Genomic DNA, 19,090 nt, shown 5'->3' with positions numbered 1-19,090 from the left:
GGGCCGGTCTGCGTCAGGGCCGGATCACGCCCAAGTGTGGCCTGCGCCCCCACAGCATGATTGCGGCATGGCGCGCCCTGCGGTAGCAAAGGCCATGTTGCGCAAATTATCCCTGATCGGCTTGTTGCTGCCTGCGCCTGCGCTGGCCCATCCGCATGTCTTTGTGCAGGTGGAAATGGCGGTGGCCTTTGACGCGCAGGGTGGCGTCGCGGTCCGGCTTGACTGGGTTTATGACGCCTATTTCTCGATGCTTGTCACGGCGGATCTGGGCATTGATATCGATGGCGATCTGCAACTGACACCTGATGAACAGGCGCTGCTGGATGCGCAGGTGGCCGCATGGCCCGCCGATTTCGATGGCGATCTAGAGGTGGCGCAGGGCGACACTATCTTGCCGCTGGCGCCAAAGCGCGACCATGCGATGGTCTATGAAAACGGGATCATCCGCGAAACCCATCTGCGCCCCGTGGCGCAGCTTGCCGATCGCGCAGCACCGCTGACGATCCTGCCCTATGATCCCAGCTATTACGTCGCCTATACGCTGGCCGGTCCTGTCAGTGTCACGGGCCGCGATGATTGCACGGTCGATATCATCCCCGCCAATCTGGACGCCGCCTATACGCTGGTCGAGGAATTGCTTTATGGCCGCCCTGCCAGCGATGTCGGCCCCGATGAGGACTTTCCCGAGGTTGGCCGGTCCTTTGCCGATAAAGTGGTCGTGACATGCGCCGGCTTGCTGTAATCCTGCTGGCCGTGATCGCGGCGGCGGCGCTATGGCTTTGGGTCTTTGGCGGGGCGGATCAGATCGCGCGGCAGGCCGGTGCCGCGCAGATGCAGGTGCAAAATGCGATGGCAGCGGCCTTGCGCGCGCTTCAACAAGGCGACAGGGCGGCGGTGCTGACGCTTTGGGGGCTGTGTTTTGCCTATGGCTTTGTCCATGCGGCCGGGCCCGGGCATGGCAAGCTGGTGATTGGCGGCTACGGGCTTGGCGCGCGGGTGCCCTTGGGGCGGCTGGCGGGGCTGGCGCTGGCCGCGTCGCTGGCGCAGGCGATGACGGCGGTGGCGCTGGTTTACGGTGCTGTCTGGGCGCTGGGCTGGGGCCGCGCGCAGATGACCGGGCTGGCCGATGATGTGCTGGAACCTCTGAGCTATGCGCTGATCGCGGGTGTCGGGCTGTGGCTGGTGCTGCGCGGTGCGCGCCATCTGCGCGGCTTGCGCCAGCCTGTCCATGGACATGACGCCGTCTGCGCCAGCTGCGGCCATGCCCATGGGCCAAGCGTCGCAGAGGCCGCCGCCGTGCGGTCATGGCGCGATGCCGTCGCGATCATCGCGGCCATCGCGGTGCGCCCCTGCACCGGCGCGGTGTTCCTGCTGATCCTGACGTGGCGGTTCGGTCTGGACTGGGCGGGGATCATCGGGGCCTTTGTGATGGGGCTGGGCACCGCCAGTATCACGATGCTGGTCGCCTTTGCCGCTGTCGGTCTGCGCGAAACTACCCTGCAATTGGTCAGCAATCGCGGCACCGCGCGGATGATGGCCAGCGTCGAGATTGCCGCCGGCGCGCTGGTCACGCTGCTCGCCTTGCAGTTGGTGCTGCGCAGCATCTGATTGCGCTTTACGCACCGCGGCTTCGCGCCTAAAGCTGGCCGGATGCAGCAGATCGCCACCACATATCCCGACCACGCGCGCGCGATCTGGAAACTGGGACTTCCCCTGATTCTCAGCAATATGGCGCAATTCGCGATCCATATGACCGATACGCTGATGCTGGGCTGGTATGATGTCACCGCCTTGGCGGCGGCGACCATCGCCACATCGCTGTTTTTCGTGGTTTTCATCGTGGGCGCAGGTTTTGCGCAGGCGATCACGCCTTTGGTGGCGGCGGCCAATGAACAAAATGACCATGTGCAGGTGCGGCGTGTCACCCGCATGGGGCTCTGGCTGTCGATCATCTATGGGGTGATCGTGATGCTGCCCTTCTTCTGGTCCGAGCAGATCCTGCTGGCCATCGGGCAGGACCCGATTGTCGCGGCCGAGGCGCATCTATACCTGCGGATCGTGATCTGGGGGATGATCCCGACCTTGCTGGTGATGGCGCTGAAATCCTTTCTGGTGGCGCTGGAACATACCGCCTTTATCCTTTGGGCGACGGTCGGGACGGCGGTGCTGAACGGGCTGGTCAATTATGCGCTGATCTTTGGCAATTGGGGCGCGCCGGAACTGGGGATCGCAGGGGCGGCCATCGCCTCGGTCTTGGTGAACCTGCTGACCGTGGCGCTGCTGGTGGGCTATATCCTGCGCAAGCTGCCGCGCTATGAATTGTTCCGCAATTTCCACCGCCCCGATGCGCCGATCATGCGCCGGGTCTTCATGCTGGGCTGGCCCATCGGGCTGACATCTTTGGCCGAAGGCGGGCTGTTCAGCGCCTCTGCGGTGATGATGGGCTGGATCGGGCCGATTGCGCTGGCCGCCCATGGGATCGCGATCCAGCTGGCCAGCCTGACCTTCATGGTCCATATCGGCTTTTCGCAGGCGGCAACCGTGCGCGCAGGCCGCGCGCTGGGGCGGCGCGACGAGCAAGGGCTGCGGCGCGGCGGGATCACCGCCATCGGGCTGTCGGCGCTTTATGCGGCGGTGACCTCGGCGGTCTTTTTGCTGATCCCGGGCCTGTTGGTGTCCTTGTTCATCGACCCGGCAGAGCCGGACCGGCTGCGGCTGATCGAGGTCGGCATCCTGCTGGTCATGATCGCGGGGCTGTTCCAGCTGGTCGATGGGGTGCAGGTCGTTGTGCTGGGGCTGTTGCGCGGGGTGCAGGATACCACCGTGCCCATGGTGATGGCGGCGTTCAGCTATTGGGGAATCGGTCTGCCGGCCAGCTATCTTTTGGCATTTTACTGGGGGTTTGGCGGTGTCGGCATCTGGCTGGGGCTGGTGTTGGGGCTGCTGGTCGCGGCGATCCTGCTGATGTGGCGGTTCTGGGGCCGCTCGGTGCGGATCAGCGCCGCGCTGGGCTAGGCCTGTCGGTCCAGATCGCGCAGCCGCAGGCGCGGATGCCGGAACAATCCCACATCATCAAGCCTGCGCAGATGCGGAAACAGCGCCAGATATTGCGCCAGCGCCGCGCCGCGCAGCCCAAGGCTAAAGGCGGTGCCCGGATGCAGGCTTTCGACGCCGATGCCGTTGACCATCAGCGTTTCCTGCGCGCCAAAGCCCAGCTGATAAAGATCGACCGGGGCGGCGGGGCGCAGGGCGATGAATTGCTCGCCATCCACGAAATCATGCGCCGGAATATAGGCTGCCTTTTTGCCGGTCAGTTTCGCCACATTGCTGGTCGCGTGATAAAGCCGCGCCGCAGGCCCAAGCACCAGATCCTGCAAGGGCCGCCCGATCCCCAGCGCATCGGCGGTGATCCGCGTCAGGCTGTGCCGCGCTGGCCCCGCATCACAAGGTGTGATCGTGATCATCCCGCGCCATAACAGCGGCGCATAGCTGCCGTCGATCAGCCGCAGGCCATCGCCCGGCAACAGGTCTTCGACCGCGACCGGGCCGTGACGCGTTTGCACGATCGTGCCGCGCCCCAAGGCGGCAAAGGCATCCTCGAAGGCGGCGGTGGCGGGGGCCATGGCGCTGGTCTGGATCAGCCGCCCGCCTGCAAGGCAGGTGATCGTGTATTTGCGCTCTGGCCTGTGGCGCAGCGCCTTGTCTTGCGGGGGGCGTGCCGGATCAGGCCCCGGTAGATCAGGCCCCTGTGGATCAGGCCCCCGCGGATCAGAATAGGCCGAGGCGGTATTGGAACGGCTTGGCATGCGGATCCTTTAATGGGCTGGTCGCGCCACAAGTGATTTGCCCGCTTGGGGCAGGCGGCTGTGGCGCATGAGGTCGGGGCAATATGCGCGATCAAACTGGCAGGACTTTGGCGGTCGCAGGCGCGGCGGCAAGAAAACAGGTATCGGTCTGCAACCTGTAATGCGCTGAAATCAGGCATTTTCCACGCCATCGCGCGCCGGGGCAGGGGCCATGCCATGGCGCGGTCCCGCTGTCGCCGCATTGCTGCCCTGATTACAGCCGGATCGCCGCGATCAGCCGGCCGTAATCGGCCTCTTGCAGATGCACGCTGCGCCGATAGCTGTAAAAACGCAGCGGATCGCCATAGGTGCAATGCCGCGTCCAATGCGCCTGTCCGATGCCGCAAGCGCGCAGCCGCATCAGGCCAAATCCGGGCAGATCGAACTGGAACCGCCCCGGCGCGCCAGCGGCAAAGAACCTGTCATAGCCCGGATCGACAGCGACGAAACGGTCGCGGAAATCGCTGCCCACCTCGTAATTGCGCTGGCTGATCGCGGGGCCGATCACGGCTGCGATATTGGCGCGGGTGCCGCCCAGCTGTTCCATGGCCTGCACGGTCTGTTCCAGCACACCGGCCAGCGCGCCTTTCCAGCCCGCATGGGCGGCCCCGATCACCCCGGCCTGATCGTCATAGAACAACACAGGCTGGCAATCGGCCGTCAGCACCGAGAGCGCGATCCCCTTGGTGCGGGTGACCAAAGCATCGGCCTTTTGCAGCAGCGGGCCTGCGGTGGTGACGGTGACGACATCGGCGGAATGCACCTGATGCACGCCGACCAGCTGCTCTGCCGTCAGATCGAGCGCGCCTGCCACCCGGTCACGGTTGATCGCCACGATATCGGATTGATCCGAACTGCCGAACCCGCAATTCAACCCTGCGAAGACCCCCGAGGATGCGCCGCCCTTGCGGGTAAAGAACCCGTGCCGCGCGGTGCCAAGTGCCGTGTCGGTGATGATTTCGAGCGTCATGCGTCCAGTCCGGGTGGGGGCATGGCTGTCCCAGGGTAAAGCGCCATCACTTTGAACAGCTCACCCATTTCGGCCGGGTGGGTCAAGCGGCGATGTGCGGCGATATGGGCATCCAGCGCCGGTCCAGTCAACCCTGTGGCGAGTTTTTGCGCACGCGCCGTGATCCCCAGCCGTTCCAGAAACAGGCCCTGCGGCGTCAGGCGGCTATGGCGCGCGGGGGCGGCATGGGCGGCGATGGCGGCGAAATCGACATGCGCTGTCAGATCGGCCTGTCCGGGGGCGGCCAGCGGGTCGGCGGGGGCATGGCGCGCCAGCGCCTGCAACGTATCCCCCAAAGACTGCCAATCTCCGTAGTCAATGATCAGCGCGGCACCGCCCTTTGTGGCGATCCTTTGCGCGATGCTGGTGATGATGCCGGGCAGGGCGGGGCAATGTTCCACCAGATCGCCGTCTTGGGTATCGGCCAGACGCGCCGCCAGCAGCGCCAGCGGCGCGGGTTCCGACAGCCCAAAGCATAAGGCGCCATCCTGCGCGCCGACCATCCTTTCGCGCCAGCCTGTCCCCGCGCGGATGAATTGCCGGATCGGCAGGGCGTCGAAAAACTCGTTCGCGACCAGCAGCAGCGGCGCTTGCGGCAGCGTGTCGATCCGGTCATGCCATGTGGCCTGCGGCACAAGCGCGGCCTGCAGCGCGCGCAGATGCGGCGATGTTTCCACGAAATGCACCGTCAAAGCGGCGTGAAAACCGGGCACGGCGGCGGTGGCGCGCAGGATATCGGCCATCAGCGTGCCGCGACCGGGGCCAAGTTCGGCCAGGGTCACCGGATCGGGCGCGCCTTGGTCCAGCCAGGCCTGCGCCAGCGCCAGCCCGATCAGCTCGCCGAACATCTGGCTGATTTCGGGGGCGGTGGTGAAATCGCCTGCCGCGCCGAACGGGTCGTTTGTGGCGTAATAGCCATGCAGCGGATGCATCAGCGCATCGGCCATGAAACTTGCGATATTGATCGGCCCGTCGCGCGCGATCCGGGCCCGTATCAGATCGGCCAATGCGGTCATCTGCGTCGGGTGGTCGCCATGATGACGACAAGACCTGTCAGGATCATCGGCAGCGTCAGCACCTGCCCCATGGTCAGCCCGTAATCGCCAAATTGCACGGCCCAGCCCAGCGGATTGCCCGCGCTGACAAATTGCGTATCGGGCTGGCGGACGAATTCGACGATGAAACGCGCCATGCCGTAGCCTGCGAAAAAGAGACCCGACAGCAGCCAGGGTTTCTTGAGCCCGCCAAACCGGAACGCCAGCAGCAACAAGACCGCACCCAGCAGCAGCCCTTCAAGCCCCGCCTCGTAAAGCTGCGAGGGATGGCGCACACAAGGCGCTGTCGCCGTGGCGCAGGATTGCGCGGCCTCGCCCGGAAATATCACGCCCCAAGGCACATCCGTCGGGCGGCCCCAAAGCTCGGCATTGATGAAATTGGCGATCCGCACCAGCAGGATGGCCGGTGTGGCGGCCACGGCGATGATATCGGCCAGCGCGGGCAGCGGCACGTTATGGCGGCGGCTGAACAGCCAGACGGCCACGACCACGCCCGCAAAGCCGCCGTGAAATGACAGCCCACCTTCCCAGATGCGGATGATGCTGGCCGGATCGGCAAGGAATGTGGCGGGTTGATAGAAAAACACATAGCCCAGCCGCCCGCCGCCGATCACGCCCAGCACGATATAGGTCAGCAGATCCTCGAGCCGTGCCGGGTCCATCGGGGCGCCATTGCGCCACAGATGCGGACGGCGCAGCGCGGCTTTGACGATCATCCAGCCCAGCGCGATGCCGACGATATAGCCCATCGCATACCAGCGCAGCGCCAGCGTCATGCCGAACAGCTCGATGCTGAAAATCTCGGGCGAGATATTGGGAAAGGGGATCGCTGCGAACATGGCGCAAGTGGTGATGCGCGCGCGCGGCGATGTCAAGGCAGGGTGAACCGCTTGTCTGTGACCGGGCTTGGCCCCATATAGAGCTGAACAGGATTGGAGAGAGCCATGCAGAACCGTAACAAGATGTTCGACGATCTGAGCCAGTTGATGACCAATGCGATGGGCGTGGCCCAGGGCGCGCGCGACGAGGCGCAGACAGCGATGAAATCCATGATGGACCGCTGGCTGGCCGACCGCGATTTCGTCACCCGCGAAGAATTCGACGCCGTCCGCGCCATGGCCCAGAAAGCCCGCGAGGAAAACGAGGCTTTGTCAGCGCGGATTGCCGCACTCGAAGCCAAAAAGACCAAGTGATCGGCCCAGCGGCGCGCGGATAGCACTGCGCGCCGCTGTGATGTCTTGCCCGCTTGCCAGCCCGTATCGTGGCGGGAGGGCAAGGCTGCCGCGCTGCCCGCCGGGGCGTCAATATTCCGACAGATAGGCCACCAGAATATCCAGCGCCGCCTGCAGATCGCCCTTGTCGATCATTTCGGTGACGGTGTGGATATAGCGGGTGCCAACCACGATCCCGACCGCGCGCGCCCCCGCTGCGGCCTGCTGGGCTGCGGCCCCGTCTTGGCCGCCTGCAGCCAGCATGGTGCGCTGATAGGGGATCTTTTTGCGGATCGCCAAAGCCTCGATTTCGGCGACCAGCGCTTTGTCGGCGATAAAGGACGAATCGCGCACATGCAGCCCGAACCCCGCGCCTTGGGTGGTGGTGGCGTCTTTTTCAGGGATGCCGGGGGTGTCGCAGGCCAGCGTGACGTCAATGCCCAGCCCGATATCGGGCTTGATCGCATAGGCTGCCGTGCGTGCGCCGCGTAGACCGACCTCTTCCTGACAGGTGAAAGCGACATGGATTTCCGCGCCGCGCCCTTTCTTGCCCAGCGCGCGGATCGCCTCGATCCCCAGCCAGCAGGCGATGCGATTATCCAGCGCCTTGGACACGATCTTGTCGCCTATTTCGATGAAAGGCTCGTCCATGACCACGAAATCACCGATCTTGACCTTGTCGCGGGCGGCCTTGCCCATCCCCAGATCGACAAAGAATTCCGTGACTTCGGGGACTTTCTTGCGATCTTCGGCCGATGAGATGTGGATCGGCTTGCCGCCGGGGTTCATCACGCCTTTGAAATCGCCCTGATCGGTGCAGACCAGCACGCGGCGCGAAAACAGGTTGCGCGGATCAAACCCGCCGACAGGTTGCAGGTAAAGATAGCCGTCCTTGGTGATATGGCTGACCAGAAAGCCGATTTCATCCATATGGCACAGCAGCATGATGCGCGTGGCATCCTTTTTCTTGGCATCCCGCCGACAGAGCAGCGATCCCATCGGGTCGGTGGTGACGGCGTCGAACATTCCCTTGATCTCGGATGTGATCAGATCGCGGATGCGGTGTTCATGGCCCGGCACGCCGGGCATTTCGCAAAGTCGTTTCAGCAGATCGAGATTCATGGGGAAGGCTCCTTTGTTGATTGCAATCTGTGACGGGGCGCGCGGCTTGGCAATCGACGGCGTGAATTTTTTGCTACAGCAGGGTTATCCCCAAGAAATTGCTTTACAGGTGGCCGATCCTGCCACACGATATGTGGTAGGGGCTAAACCAGAACTCTACCGCCCCTAGAGCAGGCAGCTAGCGCTAGGGGCATCCCCCATTCCCCGCGCCAACACAGTGAGGCCAAGCATATGGCATTGTCCGAACACTACCTCGAAGCCGATGATCTGCATCCGATCGACCTGGTGGAACATATCGCCGAACACCATGATTGGGAATTTGACCGAATCCACGATGACCAGATCGCCATGGCGGTCGAAGGTCAGTGGCGCACCTATTCGATCACTTTGGCCTGGTCGGCCTATGACGAAACCCTGCGCCTGATCTGCACCTTCGAGATGGAACCCCCCGTCGCGCGCAAACCCGCGCTTTACGAGGCGTTGAATGCGATCAATGACCGGCTCTGGGCCGGGTCGCTGACCTGGTGGGACGAACAGAACCTGATGGTGTACCGTTACGGGCTGGTCCTGGCGGGCGATCAGGTCGCCGGACCCGATCAGATCGACACGATGATCGGGGCGGCGGTCAATGCCTGCGAACAATATTACCCCGCGATCCAGCTGGTCACCTGGGCCGATAAAAGCCCCAAACAGGCGCTGGAAGTCGCCATCGCCGGCGCCTACGGCCGCGCCTGAAAATTTCGCCAAGGTGGCTTTTCCTTCGCCTTGGCGTGGCGTAACCTCTTGGAATTCCGACAAGAGGTGACCTGTATGAATATGAACGAAGTTGCCGTGCGTGGTCTGGTTTTGTTGGGCTGCGGCAAGATGGGATCGGCGATGCTGGCGGGATGGCTGCGCAATGGGCTGCCGCCGACCTCGGTCTGGGTCATTGATCCGCATCCATCCGACTGGCTGAAACAGCAGGGCGTCCATATTGGCGGCACATTGCCCGAAAGCCCTGCCATCGCGGTGATCGCGGTCAAGCCGCAGATGATGATGACCGCCTTGCCCGATGTAAAGGCGCTTGGCTCTGGCAAGACCTTGGTCATTTCCATCGCCGCAGGCACCCCCATCGCCACGTTCGAGGCGGCTTTTGGCCCCGACACCCCGATCATCCGCGCGATGCCCAACACGCCTGCCGCCATCGGGCGGGGAATCACCGCGCTGATCGGCAATGCCAAGACGACAGAGGCCGATCTTGATCTGGCCGAGGCGCTGCTTTGGGCGGTGGGCCAGACCGTCCGGCTGCAGGACGAATCCCAGATGGATGCCGTCACCGCCGTATCGGGGTCCGGTCCCGCCTATGTCTTTCACATGATCGAGGCGCTGGCCGCCGCCGGTGTGGCCCAAGGGCTGACCCCGCAAATGGCGATGGATCTGGCCAAGGCCACGGTCGGCGGCGCGGGCGAATTGGCCGAAACCGCCGATGAAGACCCCGCGCAGCTGCGCATCAACGTCACCTCGCCCAATGGCACGACGCAGGCCGCGCTTGATGTGCTGATGGACAAGGACAAGGGCCTGCCCGATCTGATGCGCCGCGCCGTCGCGGCCGCTGCCAACCGTGCCAGGGAATTGGCCAATGAGTGAGATCAGCTTTGACGATTTCATGAAGGTCGATGTGCGCGTCGGTACCGTGACCCGCGCGGAACCTTTCCCCGAGGCGCGCAAGCCCGCGATCAAGCTCTGGATCGATTTCGGCCCCGAGATCGGCGAGAAAAAGACATCCGCCCAGATCACGGTGCATTACGCGCCTGAGGCGCTGGTCGGCAAACAGGTGCTGGCGGTGGTGAATTTCCCGCCCCGCCAGATCGGCAAATTCATGTCCGAAGTGCTGGTGCTGGGCATGCCCGATGCGGGCGGTGCGGTGGTGTTGGTCGGACCTGACCAGGATGTGCCTTTGGGAGGGCGTTTGCATTGAAGAAACTTCTGATCACCCGCGCCTTGCCGGATTCCGTGCTGGCCGCCGCCCGCGCGCGGTTTGACGTGACCCTGCGCACCGAAACCGCTGGGCTCAGTGTGGCCGAGGCGGCCGCCGCCCTGCGCGATTACGACGCGGTCCTGCCGACCTTGGGCGATGGTTTCACCGCCGAGGCCTTTACGGGCGATATCCGCTGCGGTGTGCTGGCCAATTTCGGGGTCGGCTATAACCATATCGACGTGGCCGCCGCCCGCGCCGCCGGTGTCGCCGTGTCCAACACGCCTGACGCCGTGACCGATGCCACCGCCGATATCGGCCTGACGCTGATCCTGTCCGCCTGCCGCCGTGCGGGCGAAGGCGAACGGCTGGTGCGCGCAGGTCTTTGGACCGGCTGGCAGCCCACACAGATGCTGGGCACCCATGTCACCGGCAAGACCGTGGGCATCATCGGCATGGGCCGGATCGGGCAGGCCGTGGCGCGGCGCTGTCTTTACGGCTTTGACATGCCGGTTTTGTATTTCAACCGTTCGCCCAAGATGGTCGATATGCCCGCGCGGCAGGTGGACAGCCTGCATGATCTGATGGCGCAGGCCGATATCATCGTCGTCACCGTGCCCGGCGGCGGGGCCAATACCGGGCTGATCGACGCCGCCGCCTTGGCCGCGATGAAGCCCACTGGCATATTCGTCAATATCGCACGCGGTGATGTGGTGGATGAAGACGCGCTGATCGCCGCCCTGCAAAAAGGGCAGATCGCGGGGGCGGGGTTGGATGTCTTTGCCAAGGAACCATTCGTGCCAGAGGCTTTGCGCGCTTTGGAAAATGTCGTGATCCTGCCGCATCTGGGCACCGCTGCCTTGGAAGTGCGCGAGGCGATGGGTCAGATGGCGCTGGATAATATCATCGCATGGGACGAAGGGCGCGCCTTGCCGCAGGCGGTCTGAGCCGCGATTAAATCAATCAGGCTTGGCCAGACGGTCGGATTTCTTGCGCACCAGCACAGAGCGCAGATCATGCATCGCCAGCAGCAGGTCGTCTGTGACCGCCTCTAGATCGGCGTCACTGGCATGGGTTTGCGCCCAATGCGCGGTCAGGTTCAATTGCTCGATCGTGCGGTGCAGATCTTCCAGTTCACGCCGCGCCTGCAATGTCTTGCGCGCGGCGATCCAATCAAGAATCACGGTTTCATCTGCGGCGGTCAGGACATGGTCGCCATAGGGTTTGAAATCGCCGCGGTTGGTATGGACCACGGCGATCTGTTGCATGTCGATCCGGCGGTGCCGGTCCTCGACATCGACGCGGAACACGGCCGCCCCGTTGTCGCGGATGCGAAAATAATATTCGGGCAAGGCGATCATGTCAGGCCTTTGCAGAAGGTGATGATCCTCTGGCATGCCTCTGCAAGTGCTGCATCCGAGGTCGCGTAACTGACGCGGAAATTGGGTGACAGGCCAAAGGCCGCGCCGAACACGACCGCGACGCCGGTTTCTTCCAGCAAGGCCGCTGCAAAGGTTTCGTCATTGTCGATCAACACACCGCCCGCGCTGGTCTTGCCGATGCAGCCCGCGATGGACGGATAGACATAAAACGCGCCTTCGGGACGCGGGCAGATCACGCCGGGCGCGCTATTCAGCAGATCAACCACCAGATCGCGGCGGCGTTCAAACAGCGCGTTGTTGGGGGCAAGGAAATCCTGCGTGCCGTTCAACGCCTCGACGGCGGCATATTGGCTGACCGAACAGGGGTTGGATGTGGATTGCGACTGCACCTTGCGCATCGCCTTGATCAGCATCTCCGGCCCCGCCGCATAGCCGATCCGCCAGCCTGTCATCGCATAGGCCTTGGATACACCATTGACGGTCAAGGTGCGGTCATAAAGGCGGGGTTCAACCTGCGCTGGCGTGCAGAATTTGAAATTGCCATAGGCCAGATGTTCATACATGTCATCGGTCATGACCCAGACATGGGGATGGCGCAGCAGCACATCGGTCAGCGCCTTCAATTCATCCCAAGAATACCCCGCGCCCGTGGGGTTAGAGGGCGAATTGAACAAGAACCATTTGGTGGCAGGCGTGATCGCGGCCTCCAGCTGCGCGGCGGTGATCTTGAAATCGGCCTCGAGCGTGGCTGCGACCGTGACCGGCGTGCCGCCTGCCAGCAGCACCATATCGGGGTAGCTGACCCAATAAGGCGCGGGGATGATCACCTCGTCACCCGGATCAAGCGTCGCCATGAAGGCATTATACAGCACCTGCTTGCCGCCGGTGCCGACGGTGACCTGCGCGGGATCATAGGTGAGCGCATTGTCGCGCTTGAACTTGGCACAGATCGCCTGTTTCAATTCGGGGATGCCATCGACGGCGGTATATTTCGTGCGGCCATCGGCAATCGCCTGCACGGCGGCGGCCTTGATATTGGCCGGCGTGTCGAAATCCGGCTCTCCGGCGCCCAGGCCGATGATGTCGCGCCCTGCGGCTTTCAGCTCGGCCGCTTTGGTGGTGACGGCGATGGTGGGGGATGGTTTGACGCGGTCAAGCGTCGCAGACAGAAAAGCCATGAGGATGTCCGGTGGTCAAATTACACTATCCGTGACATAAGACGACCCGACCGAGCATAGCAAGAACCAAGGAGTCCGCCGTGACCGAAACCGACAGTGACTGGTACAGCCCCGAGGCCGCGACATTCGGCGACAGGCTTGCAGGGGCGCGCGAAGCCGCAGGTCTGACCCAGAAACAGCTTGCCAAATCATTGGGCGTCAAATTGACGACGCTGGTTTCGTGGGAAAACGACACTGGCGAGCCGCGCGCCAACCGGCTCCAGATGCTGGCGGGTATGCTGGGCGTATCGCTGGGCTGGCTGATGACAGGGCAGGGCGACGGATTGGCCGCCCCCGATGATGCGACCGAAATCCCCGCCGATGTCGCAGCCTTGATGCAGGACCACCGCCGCCTGCGCGCCCAGATGGTGCAGCTGCTTGACAAGATGGGGCAGGTCGAAAAACAGCTTCAGACAGCTTTGCGCAGGACATTATGACAGAAACCATCGAACACACCCGCAAGCGGCTGCACATGCGGTCGATGCGGCGCGGCATCAAGGAAATGGACCTGATCCTGTCGGCCTTTGCCGCCGCTCATCTGGCAGAGATGAATGATGCGGAACTGGCGCTATACGATGCGCTTTTGTCCGAAAACGACCATGATCTTTACGGCTGGGTCGGCGGGCAATTTGCCGTGCCTGATGTCTATGCCGACATGATCGCCCGGATCGCCGCCGGCGCGCATGGGGTCACGCGGCCCGGGGCGTCAGCGCATTAACCTTATCTTGTCTTGTTGGCTCTAGACCCTCTGCATGACAGCAGACGGAGCGGCGGGATGAGCGTTCACACCAATCTGGGCAAGCAGGACAAATCCGGCTTGTCGGAGGCGCGCAGCGCATCCTTCATGGCATCCTATCTGGATGTCCTGACCTTGGTGGAACGGTTGCACCGGTTATTGCTGGATGTGATCAAGGATGAATTCGAACGCGTCGGGATTCTTGAAATCAACGCGGTCCAGGCGTTGTTATTGTTCAATATCGCCGATCACGAGGTGACGGCAGGCGAATTGAAATCGCGTGGCTATTACCAGGGGTCAAACGTGTCCTACAATCTCAAGAAACTGGTCGACCTTGGCTATATGCACCACCAGCGCAGCGAAATCGACCGCAGGTCGGTACGGGTGCGCCTGACCGAAAAGGGGCGCAATGTGCGTCTGATCGTGGCGAAATTATTTGCCACCCATGCCGATGGCCTGTTGGACCGGCAGGTGCTGGACCATGCCGGTCTTGATGATATCTCTGCCGCGCTGCGCCGGGTCGAACGGTATTGGAGCGATCAGATCCGCTATATCTATTGACGCGGGAATGCGCGCTTTACCAATGGCCAATGTTCTCCATGCTGGCCCAGGGTTCAGCGGGCGGCAGGTTGTCGCCTTCCTGCAGCAATTCGATCGAAATATTGTCGGGCGACCGCACAAAGGCCATATGCCCGTCGCGGGGCGGACGGTTGATCGTCACGCCATTGTCCATCAGATGCTGGCACAAAGCATAGATATCGCTGGTGCGATAGGCCAGATGCCCGAAATGGCGACTGTCCGACGGCAAGCCATCATCGCCATCCCAATTATAGGTCAGCTCGACGGGGCATTCCTCTTGTCCCGGCGGTGCCATGAACACCAGCGAGAACCGGCCCTTGTCATTGTCGATCCGCCGCGTCTCGCGCAGGCCAAGCAGGGCGTAAAACGCCATCGACGCCTCTAGGTCTTTCACGCGGACCATCGTGTGCAGGTAGGTCAGGGGCATTGGTGCAATCCTTCTGTCATTTTCACGCCAGCCTAACGCGGCGGGACCGGCGGCGAAACAACAGACCGGATCACAAAGCCGCCAGATGCCGCGCCGCGCTGGCCATGGCCCGGCAAAGACCCGCATCACGGCGGCTAACCGCTTGATCACAGGCCACTATTTACGGGGTTTTTACCATGGCAGTCCCTAGGGGAATCGAACCCCTCTTTCCAGGTTGAAAACCTGGCGTCCTAACCGATAGACGAAGGGACCGCACTTGGTGTCGCGCTTTTAGGCAAAGCCCGCAGCGCGCGCAAGGGGGAATCTACGCTTTTTTCCGAACGCATCTCAATGTGCGGGGGCGGCGTCTTCCAGGCGCAATTGCACCGATTGGCGGCCTTGCCAGACATTGACTTCGATCCGCCCGGCAAGGTGGAATCGGCTGCCGTTATGATGCAACAGCGCAGGCCCCAAAGGCCCCTCCATCGCCCCGAAACAGATCGCGTCGATGCGCGCGCCCAGCCCGTCGCCAAAGCTGATCTTGAGATGGGTTTCACCGACCTGTTTGGCAAAGAGGATCTGGGAATCAGGAAAGGCAAAACGCGGCGCGGGGGCGCCCGCCCCGAAAGGGCCGGCATCATCCAGCAGCGTCACCAGATCGACCGTCGCCGCCCCGGGCATCAAGATACCGTCAAGCCGCAGATCAGCCGGCCCCAGCGCGCCCGCCCCCTGCTTGTCCAGCAATTGCGCCAGCCGTGCCATCGCCGGTTCCAGCTGGTCCTGCGTCAGGCTCAGCCCCGCAGCCATCTTATGCCCGCCGCCTTTGAGCAACAGCCCCTCGCTGGCCAGCCGCTGGATCGCGGCCCCCAGATCGATGCCCGACACCGACCGGCCTGATCCTTTGCCGATTCCATCCTCGAAACCGATGACGATGGCGGGGCGGTTGGTGGCCTCTTTCAGCCGCGCCGCGACAATGCCCACGACACCGGGATGCCAGCCCTCGCCCGCGGCCCAGACCAGCGGGCCATCGGTGCCGCGCGCCAGCGCTTGCGCTGTGGCCAGATCACGCACCGCCTGTTCCACGGCGCGCCGGTCGGTGTTCAGCTGCTCCAGCATATCCGCCAGGTCGCGCGCCTCGGCGGGATCATCGGTGGCCAGCAACCGCGCGCCCAGATCGGCCTTGCCGATCCGCCCGCCCGCATTGACCCTTGGCCCCAGCAAAAACCCCAGGTGATAGGCCGCAGGGGCCGCATCCAGCCCCGCCACATCCGCCAGCGCGGTCAGCCCGACGCGCTGGCGGCGCGCCATGACCGCCAGCCCCTGGCGCACAAAGGCGCGGTTGACCCCGACAAGCGGTGCCACATCGGCCACCGTGGCCAATGCGACCAGATCCAGCATCGCCATCAGATCCGGCCCGGCAATACCGGTCTCGCGCAATTGCCGGTTCGCCTCGACCAGCATCAAGAACACGACACCCGCTGCGCAAAGATGCGCCAGATCACCGCTTTCGTCCTGCCGGTTGGGGTTCACGATGGCATGGGCGGCAGGCAGGGTCTCGCCGCCCAGATGGTGATCCAGCACGATCACATCCGCGCCGCGCGCCGCCGCGATCGGCCCATGGGACAGGGTGCCGCAATCAACGCAGATGATCAGATCATGCGCGGCTGCCAGCGCCATCATGGCGGCATCATTGGGGCCATAGCCCTCGTCGATCCGGTCCGGAATATAAAGCGTCGCGCCGATACCGCGCTGGCGCAGCCAGACAATCAGCAGCGCGGCCGAGGCCCCGCCATCCACGTCATAATCGGCAAAAACCGCGATCCGCTGCTTTTGGACAACCGCCTGCAAAAATCGCGCCGCCGCCTTTTGCATGTCGCGCAGGCTGCGCGGATCGGGCAGCAGATCGCGCAGGGTGGGGGCCAGAAACAGCGCCGCCTCCTGCGCTTGTACCCCGCGCCGCGCCAGCGTCCGGCAGAGCGCCGGGGGCAGGTTGGTCGCCTGCACCATGGCCTCGGCGGCGCGATCTTCCTGCAGGCTCGGGCCAACCCAGCGGCGGCTTGTCAGAGAGGTACTCACCCCCAAAAACGCATGATCTTGTGGTTTATTCATGCATTCATACTATCAGCGCCATGGCCGCCGCGCCACGCCCTGACTTCTTTTTTCCAAAAATACTCCCGCCGGAGGCGGCGCGCCAGCGCCTCAGCGCAAGCCCTGCCTCAGCGCACGGGGTTGCGATAGATCATCCGCCGCACCGATCCGGTCTTGGACCGCATCAGGATCGTCTCGGCGGTCACGAAACCGACCTCGCGCTTGATGCCCGGCACCAGCGAGCCGTCGGTCACGCCTGTTGCGGCAAAGATCACATCGCCGGTGACCATATCGTCGCGGGTATAGACGCGGTCGAAATTGGTGATGCCGGCCTTGGTCGCACGGGCGCGTTCATCATCATTGCGAAACACCAGCCGGCCGAAAATCTGCCCGCCCATACATTTCAGCGCGGCTGCCGCCAGCACACCTTCGGGCGCGCCGCCGGATCCCATATACATGTCGATACCGGTGATATCGGGTTCGGCGCAATGCATGACACCGGCCACATCGCCATCGGTGATCAGCCGGATCGCAGCGCCTGTGTCCCGCAATTCGGCGATCATATCTTCATGGCGCGGGCGTTCCAGCACGCAGACGGTGATATCCTTGGTCGAACAGCCCTTGGCTGCCGCCAGCGCGGAGACCCGTTCGGCAGGCGACATATCCAGCGTCACCACCCCCGACCGGAACCCCGGCCCGATGGCCAGCTTGTCCATATAGACATCGGGCGCATGCAGCATCGATCCGCGCGGCCCCATGGCGATCACTGCCAGCGCATTGGGCATGTCCTTGGCGGTCAGCGTCGTGCCTTCGAGCGGGTCAAGCGCGATATCCACGCCCGGCCCCTTGCCGGTGCCGACCTCTTCGCCGATGAACAGCATCGGGGCTTCGTCGCGCTCGCCTTCGCCGATCACCACGACACCGGCGATATCAAGCTTGTTCAGCTGATTGCGCATCGCATCCACCGCGGCCTGATCGGCGGCCTTTTCATCACCGCGCCCGATCAGGGGCGCGCAGGCAATTGCCGCGGCTTCCGAGACGCGGGCCAGACCCAGAGACAGGTTACGGTCGTTGAAATCGGCGGGGCTGGGCATGGGGCTTTTCCTTCGGGATATGTGCCTGACGGTAAACCCTGCTTGGGTCACTCTCGCAAGGCTGTTTGCGCTAAACCGCCTCGATCCGGATCGCGACGGGATCACCGGACACGACGCCGGTATCTTTGAACGCGTCCAGAGCCTCGTCCAATGCGGTGCGGGTTGTCTTATGGGTGACGATCAACACGGGGGCGGTCGGGGCGGCATGGCCATATTGGCGCATCCGGTCGATGGAAATGCCCGCATCGCCCAGCGCGCGCGCGACCTTGGCCAAAGCACCGGGTTTATCCAGCAATTGCAGCCGCAGATAATAGGGGGCGGGCACCGCCGCGCGTGCCGGGCGGGCGCGGCGCAGGCTGGTCGCAGGCTGGCCAAAGGTCGAAATGCGCAGACCGCGCGCGATATCCATCACATCGCCCATCACGGCGCTGGCGGTCGGGCCTTCGCCCGCACCGGGGCCGCGCAGCACGATCTGGCCCACGGAATCACCTTCCAGCACGACCATATTGGTGCCGCCCTGCAATTGCCCCAGCGGTGATGTATCGGGCACCAGACAGGGCGACATGCGCTGTTCCAGCCCGCGCCCGGTCATTTGCGCGACACCCAACAGCTTGATCTTGAATCCCATATCGGCGGCTTGGCGGATATCCTCGATACTGACGGCGCCGATGCCTTCCAGCTGCACGGCGTCGAAATCGACCTGCGTGCCAAAGGCGATGGCCGATAACAGCGCCAATTTATGGCCCGCATCAATCCCGCCCACATCCAGTTCGGGATCGGCTTCGAGATAGCCAAGGGCATTGGCCTCGTCAAAGACCTCCTGATAGGTCAGCCCCGCGCTTTCCATGCGGGTCAGGATGTAATTGCAGCTGCCATTCATCACGCCCATGATGCGGGTGATCTCATTGGCGGCCAGACCTTCGGTCAGCGCCTTGACGACCGGGATGCCGCCCGCAACGGCGGCCTCGAAACGGATCACGCGGTCTGCGGCCTCTGCGGTTTCGGCAAGGGCCTGGCCATGCACGGCCAAGAGCGCCTTGTTGGCGGAAACCACGTCCTTGCCAGCCGCGATGGCCGCTTCGGTCGCGTCTTTGGCGGGGCCGTCATGGCCGCCCATCACCTCGATGAACAGATCGACATCATCGCGGCGGGCAAGGGCGACGGGATCATCCTCCCAAGCATAACCCGACAGATCGACACCGCGATCCTTGTCGCGGCTGCGTGCCGATACCGCGCTGATCGTGATCGCGCGGCCGCTGCGGGCCTGCAACAGATCGGCATGTTTCTGCACGATCCGCACGACGCCCAGGCCAACGGTGCCCAGTCCCGCAATGCCGAGCCTTAAAGGGTGTGTCATGCTGTCAAATCCATATCTGTCGCGCTTCCCGTGCG

22 protein-coding genes and 1 tRNA gene are annotated in these 19,090 nt (G+C 63.5%); 11 read left to right on the top strand and 12 right to left on the bottom strand.

Annotated features, from left to right (window positions below; translation table 11 throughout):
• The first annotated feature begins 67 nt into the window (after positions 1-67).
• Genes LOKVESSMR4R_RS10485 through LOKVESSMR4R_RS10475 form a run of 3 tightly spaced genes read left to right on the top strand, consistent with a single transcriptional unit; the run spans position 68 to position 3,015 of the window.
• Complete coding sequence (locus tag LOKVESSMR4R_RS10485; protein ID WP_237331763.1) at positions 68-742, top strand: DUF1007 family protein; 675 nt, start codon at positions 68-70, stop codon at positions 740-742.
• A complete protein-coding gene (locus LOKVESSMR4R_RS10480; RefSeq protein ID WP_087208173.1) occupies positions 724-1,608 on the top strand; it encodes a nickel/cobalt transporter in 885 nt (294 codons plus the stop codon). The genes LOKVESSMR4R_RS10485 and LOKVESSMR4R_RS10480 overlap by 19 nt, the downstream gene beginning before the upstream one ends.
• A gap of 42 nt (positions 1,609-1,650) precedes the next feature.
• Entirely contained in the window at positions 1,651-3,015 is a 1,365-nt protein-coding gene (locus tag LOKVESSMR4R_RS10475; RefSeq protein ID WP_087208171.1) for an MATE family efflux transporter, read from the top strand.
• Here LOKVESSMR4R_RS10475 and LOKVESSMR4R_RS10470 read toward each other — a convergent pair.
• The 4 genes from LOKVESSMR4R_RS10470 to lgt all read right to left on the bottom strand — a co-directional run bounded on the left by LOKVESSMR4R_RS10470 (position 3,012) and on the right by lgt (position 6,748).
• Positions 3,012-3,806 carry a Hint domain-containing protein gene (locus LOKVESSMR4R_RS10470; protein WP_087208169.1) on the bottom strand — a complete coding sequence of 265 codons (795 nt, stop codon included), beginning with the start codon at positions 3,804-3,806 and terminating at the stop codon, positions 3,012-3,014. The two genes, LOKVESSMR4R_RS10475 and LOKVESSMR4R_RS10470, sit on opposite strands and share 4 nt — an antisense overlap.
• Positions 3,807-4,059: 253 nt before the next feature.
• Complete coding sequence (pgeF, locus tag LOKVESSMR4R_RS10465) at positions 4,060-4,815, bottom strand: peptidoglycan editing factor PgeF (protein WP_087208167.1); 756 nt, start codon at positions 4,813-4,815, stop codon at positions 4,060-4,062.
• Positions 4,812-5,870: a class I SAM-dependent methyltransferase gene (locus LOKVESSMR4R_RS10460; protein ID WP_087208165.1), complete on the bottom strand. Its 1,059-nt coding sequence runs from the start codon at positions 5,868-5,870 to the stop codon at positions 4,812-4,814. Before LOKVESSMR4R_RS10460 ends, pgeF begins: the two co-directional genes overlap by 4 nt.
• Positions 5,867-6,748: a prolipoprotein diacylglyceryl transferase gene (gene lgt / locus LOKVESSMR4R_RS10455; RefSeq protein ID WP_087208163.1), complete on the bottom strand. Its 882-nt coding sequence runs from the start codon at positions 6,746-6,748 to the stop codon at positions 5,867-5,869. Before lgt ends, LOKVESSMR4R_RS10460 begins: the two co-directional genes overlap by 4 nt.
• A 105-nt stretch (positions 6,749-6,853) precedes the next feature.
• Here lgt and LOKVESSMR4R_RS10450 point away from each other — a divergent pair, with 105 nt between their 5' ends.
• Positions 6,854-7,102, top strand: a complete 249-nt coding sequence (locus LOKVESSMR4R_RS10450) for an accessory factor UbiK family protein (RefSeq protein ID WP_087208161.1) — start codon at positions 6,854-6,856, stop codon at positions 7,100-7,102.
• A 108-nt stretch (positions 7,103-7,210) separates the two neighbouring features.
• Here the strand turns inward: LOKVESSMR4R_RS10450 and LOKVESSMR4R_RS10445 are convergent, their stop codons facing one another.
• Positions 7,211-8,242, bottom strand: a complete 1,032-nt coding sequence (locus tag LOKVESSMR4R_RS10445) for a M42 family metallopeptidase (protein ID WP_087208159.1) — start codon at positions 8,240-8,242, stop codon at positions 7,211-7,213.
• A 231-nt stretch (positions 8,243-8,473) separates the two neighbouring features.
• Here LOKVESSMR4R_RS10445 and LOKVESSMR4R_RS10440 point away from each other — a divergent pair, with 231 nt between their 5' ends.
• From LOKVESSMR4R_RS10440 to LOKVESSMR4R_RS10425, 4 genes are all read left to right on the top strand, one after another.
• Positions 8,474-8,977 (top strand): YbjN domain-containing protein, encoded by a 504-nt coding sequence (locus LOKVESSMR4R_RS10440; RefSeq protein WP_087208158.1) that lies wholly within the window; start codon positions 8,474-8,476, stop codon positions 8,975-8,977.
• A 75-nt stretch (positions 8,978-9,052) separates the two neighbouring features.
• Positions 9,053-9,868, top strand: coding sequence for a pyrroline-5-carboxylate reductase (proC, locus tag LOKVESSMR4R_RS10435; protein ID WP_087208155.1), 816 nt, complete (start codon positions 9,053-9,055; stop codon positions 9,866-9,868).
• Positions 9,861-10,199: a tRNA-binding protein gene (locus LOKVESSMR4R_RS10430; RefSeq protein ID WP_087208153.1), complete on the top strand. Its 339-nt coding sequence runs from the start codon at positions 9,861-9,863 to the stop codon at positions 10,197-10,199. The genes proC and LOKVESSMR4R_RS10430 overlap by 8 nt, the downstream gene beginning before the upstream one ends.
• Entirely contained in the window at positions 10,196-11,143 is a 948-nt protein-coding gene (locus LOKVESSMR4R_RS10425) for a 2-hydroxyacid dehydrogenase (protein WP_087208151.1), read from the top strand. Before LOKVESSMR4R_RS10430 ends, LOKVESSMR4R_RS10425 begins: the two co-directional genes overlap by 4 nt.
• Before the next feature lie 12 nt (positions 11,144-11,155).
• On the opposite strand, the gene LOKVESSMR4R_RS10420 is transcribed toward LOKVESSMR4R_RS10425, so the two are convergent.
• Both LOKVESSMR4R_RS10420 and LOKVESSMR4R_RS10415 read right to left on the bottom strand, forming a co-directional pair.
• A complete protein-coding gene (locus LOKVESSMR4R_RS10420) occupies positions 11,156-11,557 on the bottom strand; it encodes a hypothetical protein (RefSeq protein WP_087208149.1) in 402 nt (133 codons plus the stop codon).
• Complete coding sequence (locus LOKVESSMR4R_RS10415) at positions 11,554-12,756, bottom strand: pyridoxal phosphate-dependent aminotransferase (protein ID WP_087208147.1); 1,203 nt, start codon at positions 12,754-12,756, stop codon at positions 11,554-11,556. Before LOKVESSMR4R_RS10415 ends, LOKVESSMR4R_RS10420 begins: the two co-directional genes overlap by 4 nt.
• Before the next feature lie 80 nt (positions 12,757-12,836).
• Between LOKVESSMR4R_RS10415 and LOKVESSMR4R_RS10410 the strand changes: the two genes are divergently transcribed.
• The 3 genes from LOKVESSMR4R_RS10410 to LOKVESSMR4R_RS10400 are packed head-to-tail and all read left to right on the top strand — an operon-like array spanning position 12,837 to position 14,092.
• Positions 12,837-13,232 (top strand): helix-turn-helix domain-containing protein, encoded by a 396-nt coding sequence (locus tag LOKVESSMR4R_RS10410; RefSeq protein WP_087208145.1) that lies wholly within the window; start codon positions 12,837-12,839, stop codon positions 13,230-13,232.
• Complete coding sequence (locus LOKVESSMR4R_RS10405) at positions 13,229-13,513, top strand: succinate dehydrogenase assembly factor 2 (protein WP_087208143.1); 285 nt, start codon at positions 13,229-13,231, stop codon at positions 13,511-13,513. The genes LOKVESSMR4R_RS10410 and LOKVESSMR4R_RS10405 overlap by 4 nt, the downstream gene beginning before the upstream one ends.
• A gap of 57 nt (positions 13,514-13,570) precedes the next feature.
• Complete coding sequence (locus LOKVESSMR4R_RS10400; RefSeq protein WP_204248662.1) at positions 13,571-14,092, top strand: MarR family winged helix-turn-helix transcriptional regulator; 522 nt, start codon at positions 13,571-13,573, stop codon at positions 14,090-14,092.
• Between the two features lie 16 nt (positions 14,093-14,108).
• Here the strand turns inward: LOKVESSMR4R_RS10400 and LOKVESSMR4R_RS10395 are convergent, their stop codons facing one another.
• From LOKVESSMR4R_RS10395 to LOKVESSMR4R_RS10375, 5 genes are all read right to left on the bottom strand, one after another.
• Positions 14,109-14,537 (bottom strand): VOC family protein, encoded by a 429-nt coding sequence (locus LOKVESSMR4R_RS10395; protein WP_087208141.1) that lies wholly within the window; start codon positions 14,535-14,537, stop codon positions 14,109-14,111.
• A gap of 177 nt (positions 14,538-14,714) precedes the next feature.
• A tRNA-Glu gene (locus LOKVESSMR4R_RS10390) sits at positions 14,715-14,789 on the bottom strand.
• 75 nt (positions 14,790-14,864) lie between these two features.
• Positions 14,865-16,625: a single-stranded-DNA-specific exonuclease RecJ gene (recJ, locus tag LOKVESSMR4R_RS10385; protein WP_087208139.1), complete on the bottom strand. Its 1,761-nt coding sequence runs from the start codon at positions 16,623-16,625 to the stop codon at positions 14,865-14,867.
• A gap of 107 nt (positions 16,626-16,732) precedes the next feature.
• The gene (gene glpX / locus LOKVESSMR4R_RS10380; protein ID WP_087208137.1) at positions 16,733-17,698 is read right to left on the bottom strand and encodes a class II fructose-bisphosphatase; all 966 of its coding nucleotides are present in this window, start codon (positions 17,696-17,698) and stop codon (positions 16,733-16,735) included.
• Positions 17,699-17,768: 70 nt separating this feature from the next.
• Positions 17,769-19,055 (bottom strand): homoserine dehydrogenase, encoded by a 1,287-nt coding sequence (locus tag LOKVESSMR4R_RS10375; protein WP_087208136.1) that lies wholly within the window; start codon positions 19,053-19,055, stop codon positions 17,769-17,771.
• Positions 19,056-19,090: the final 35 nt, after the last annotated feature.

Source organism: Yoonia vestfoldensis (genome assembly GCF_002158905.1).
Lineage (GTDB): Bacteria > Pseudomonadota > Alphaproteobacteria > Rhodobacterales > Rhodobacteraceae > Yoonia > Yoonia vestfoldensis_B.
The sequence above is the reverse complement of the archived record's forward strand: the minus strand, read 5'-3'. Positions and strand labels throughout refer to the sequence as shown.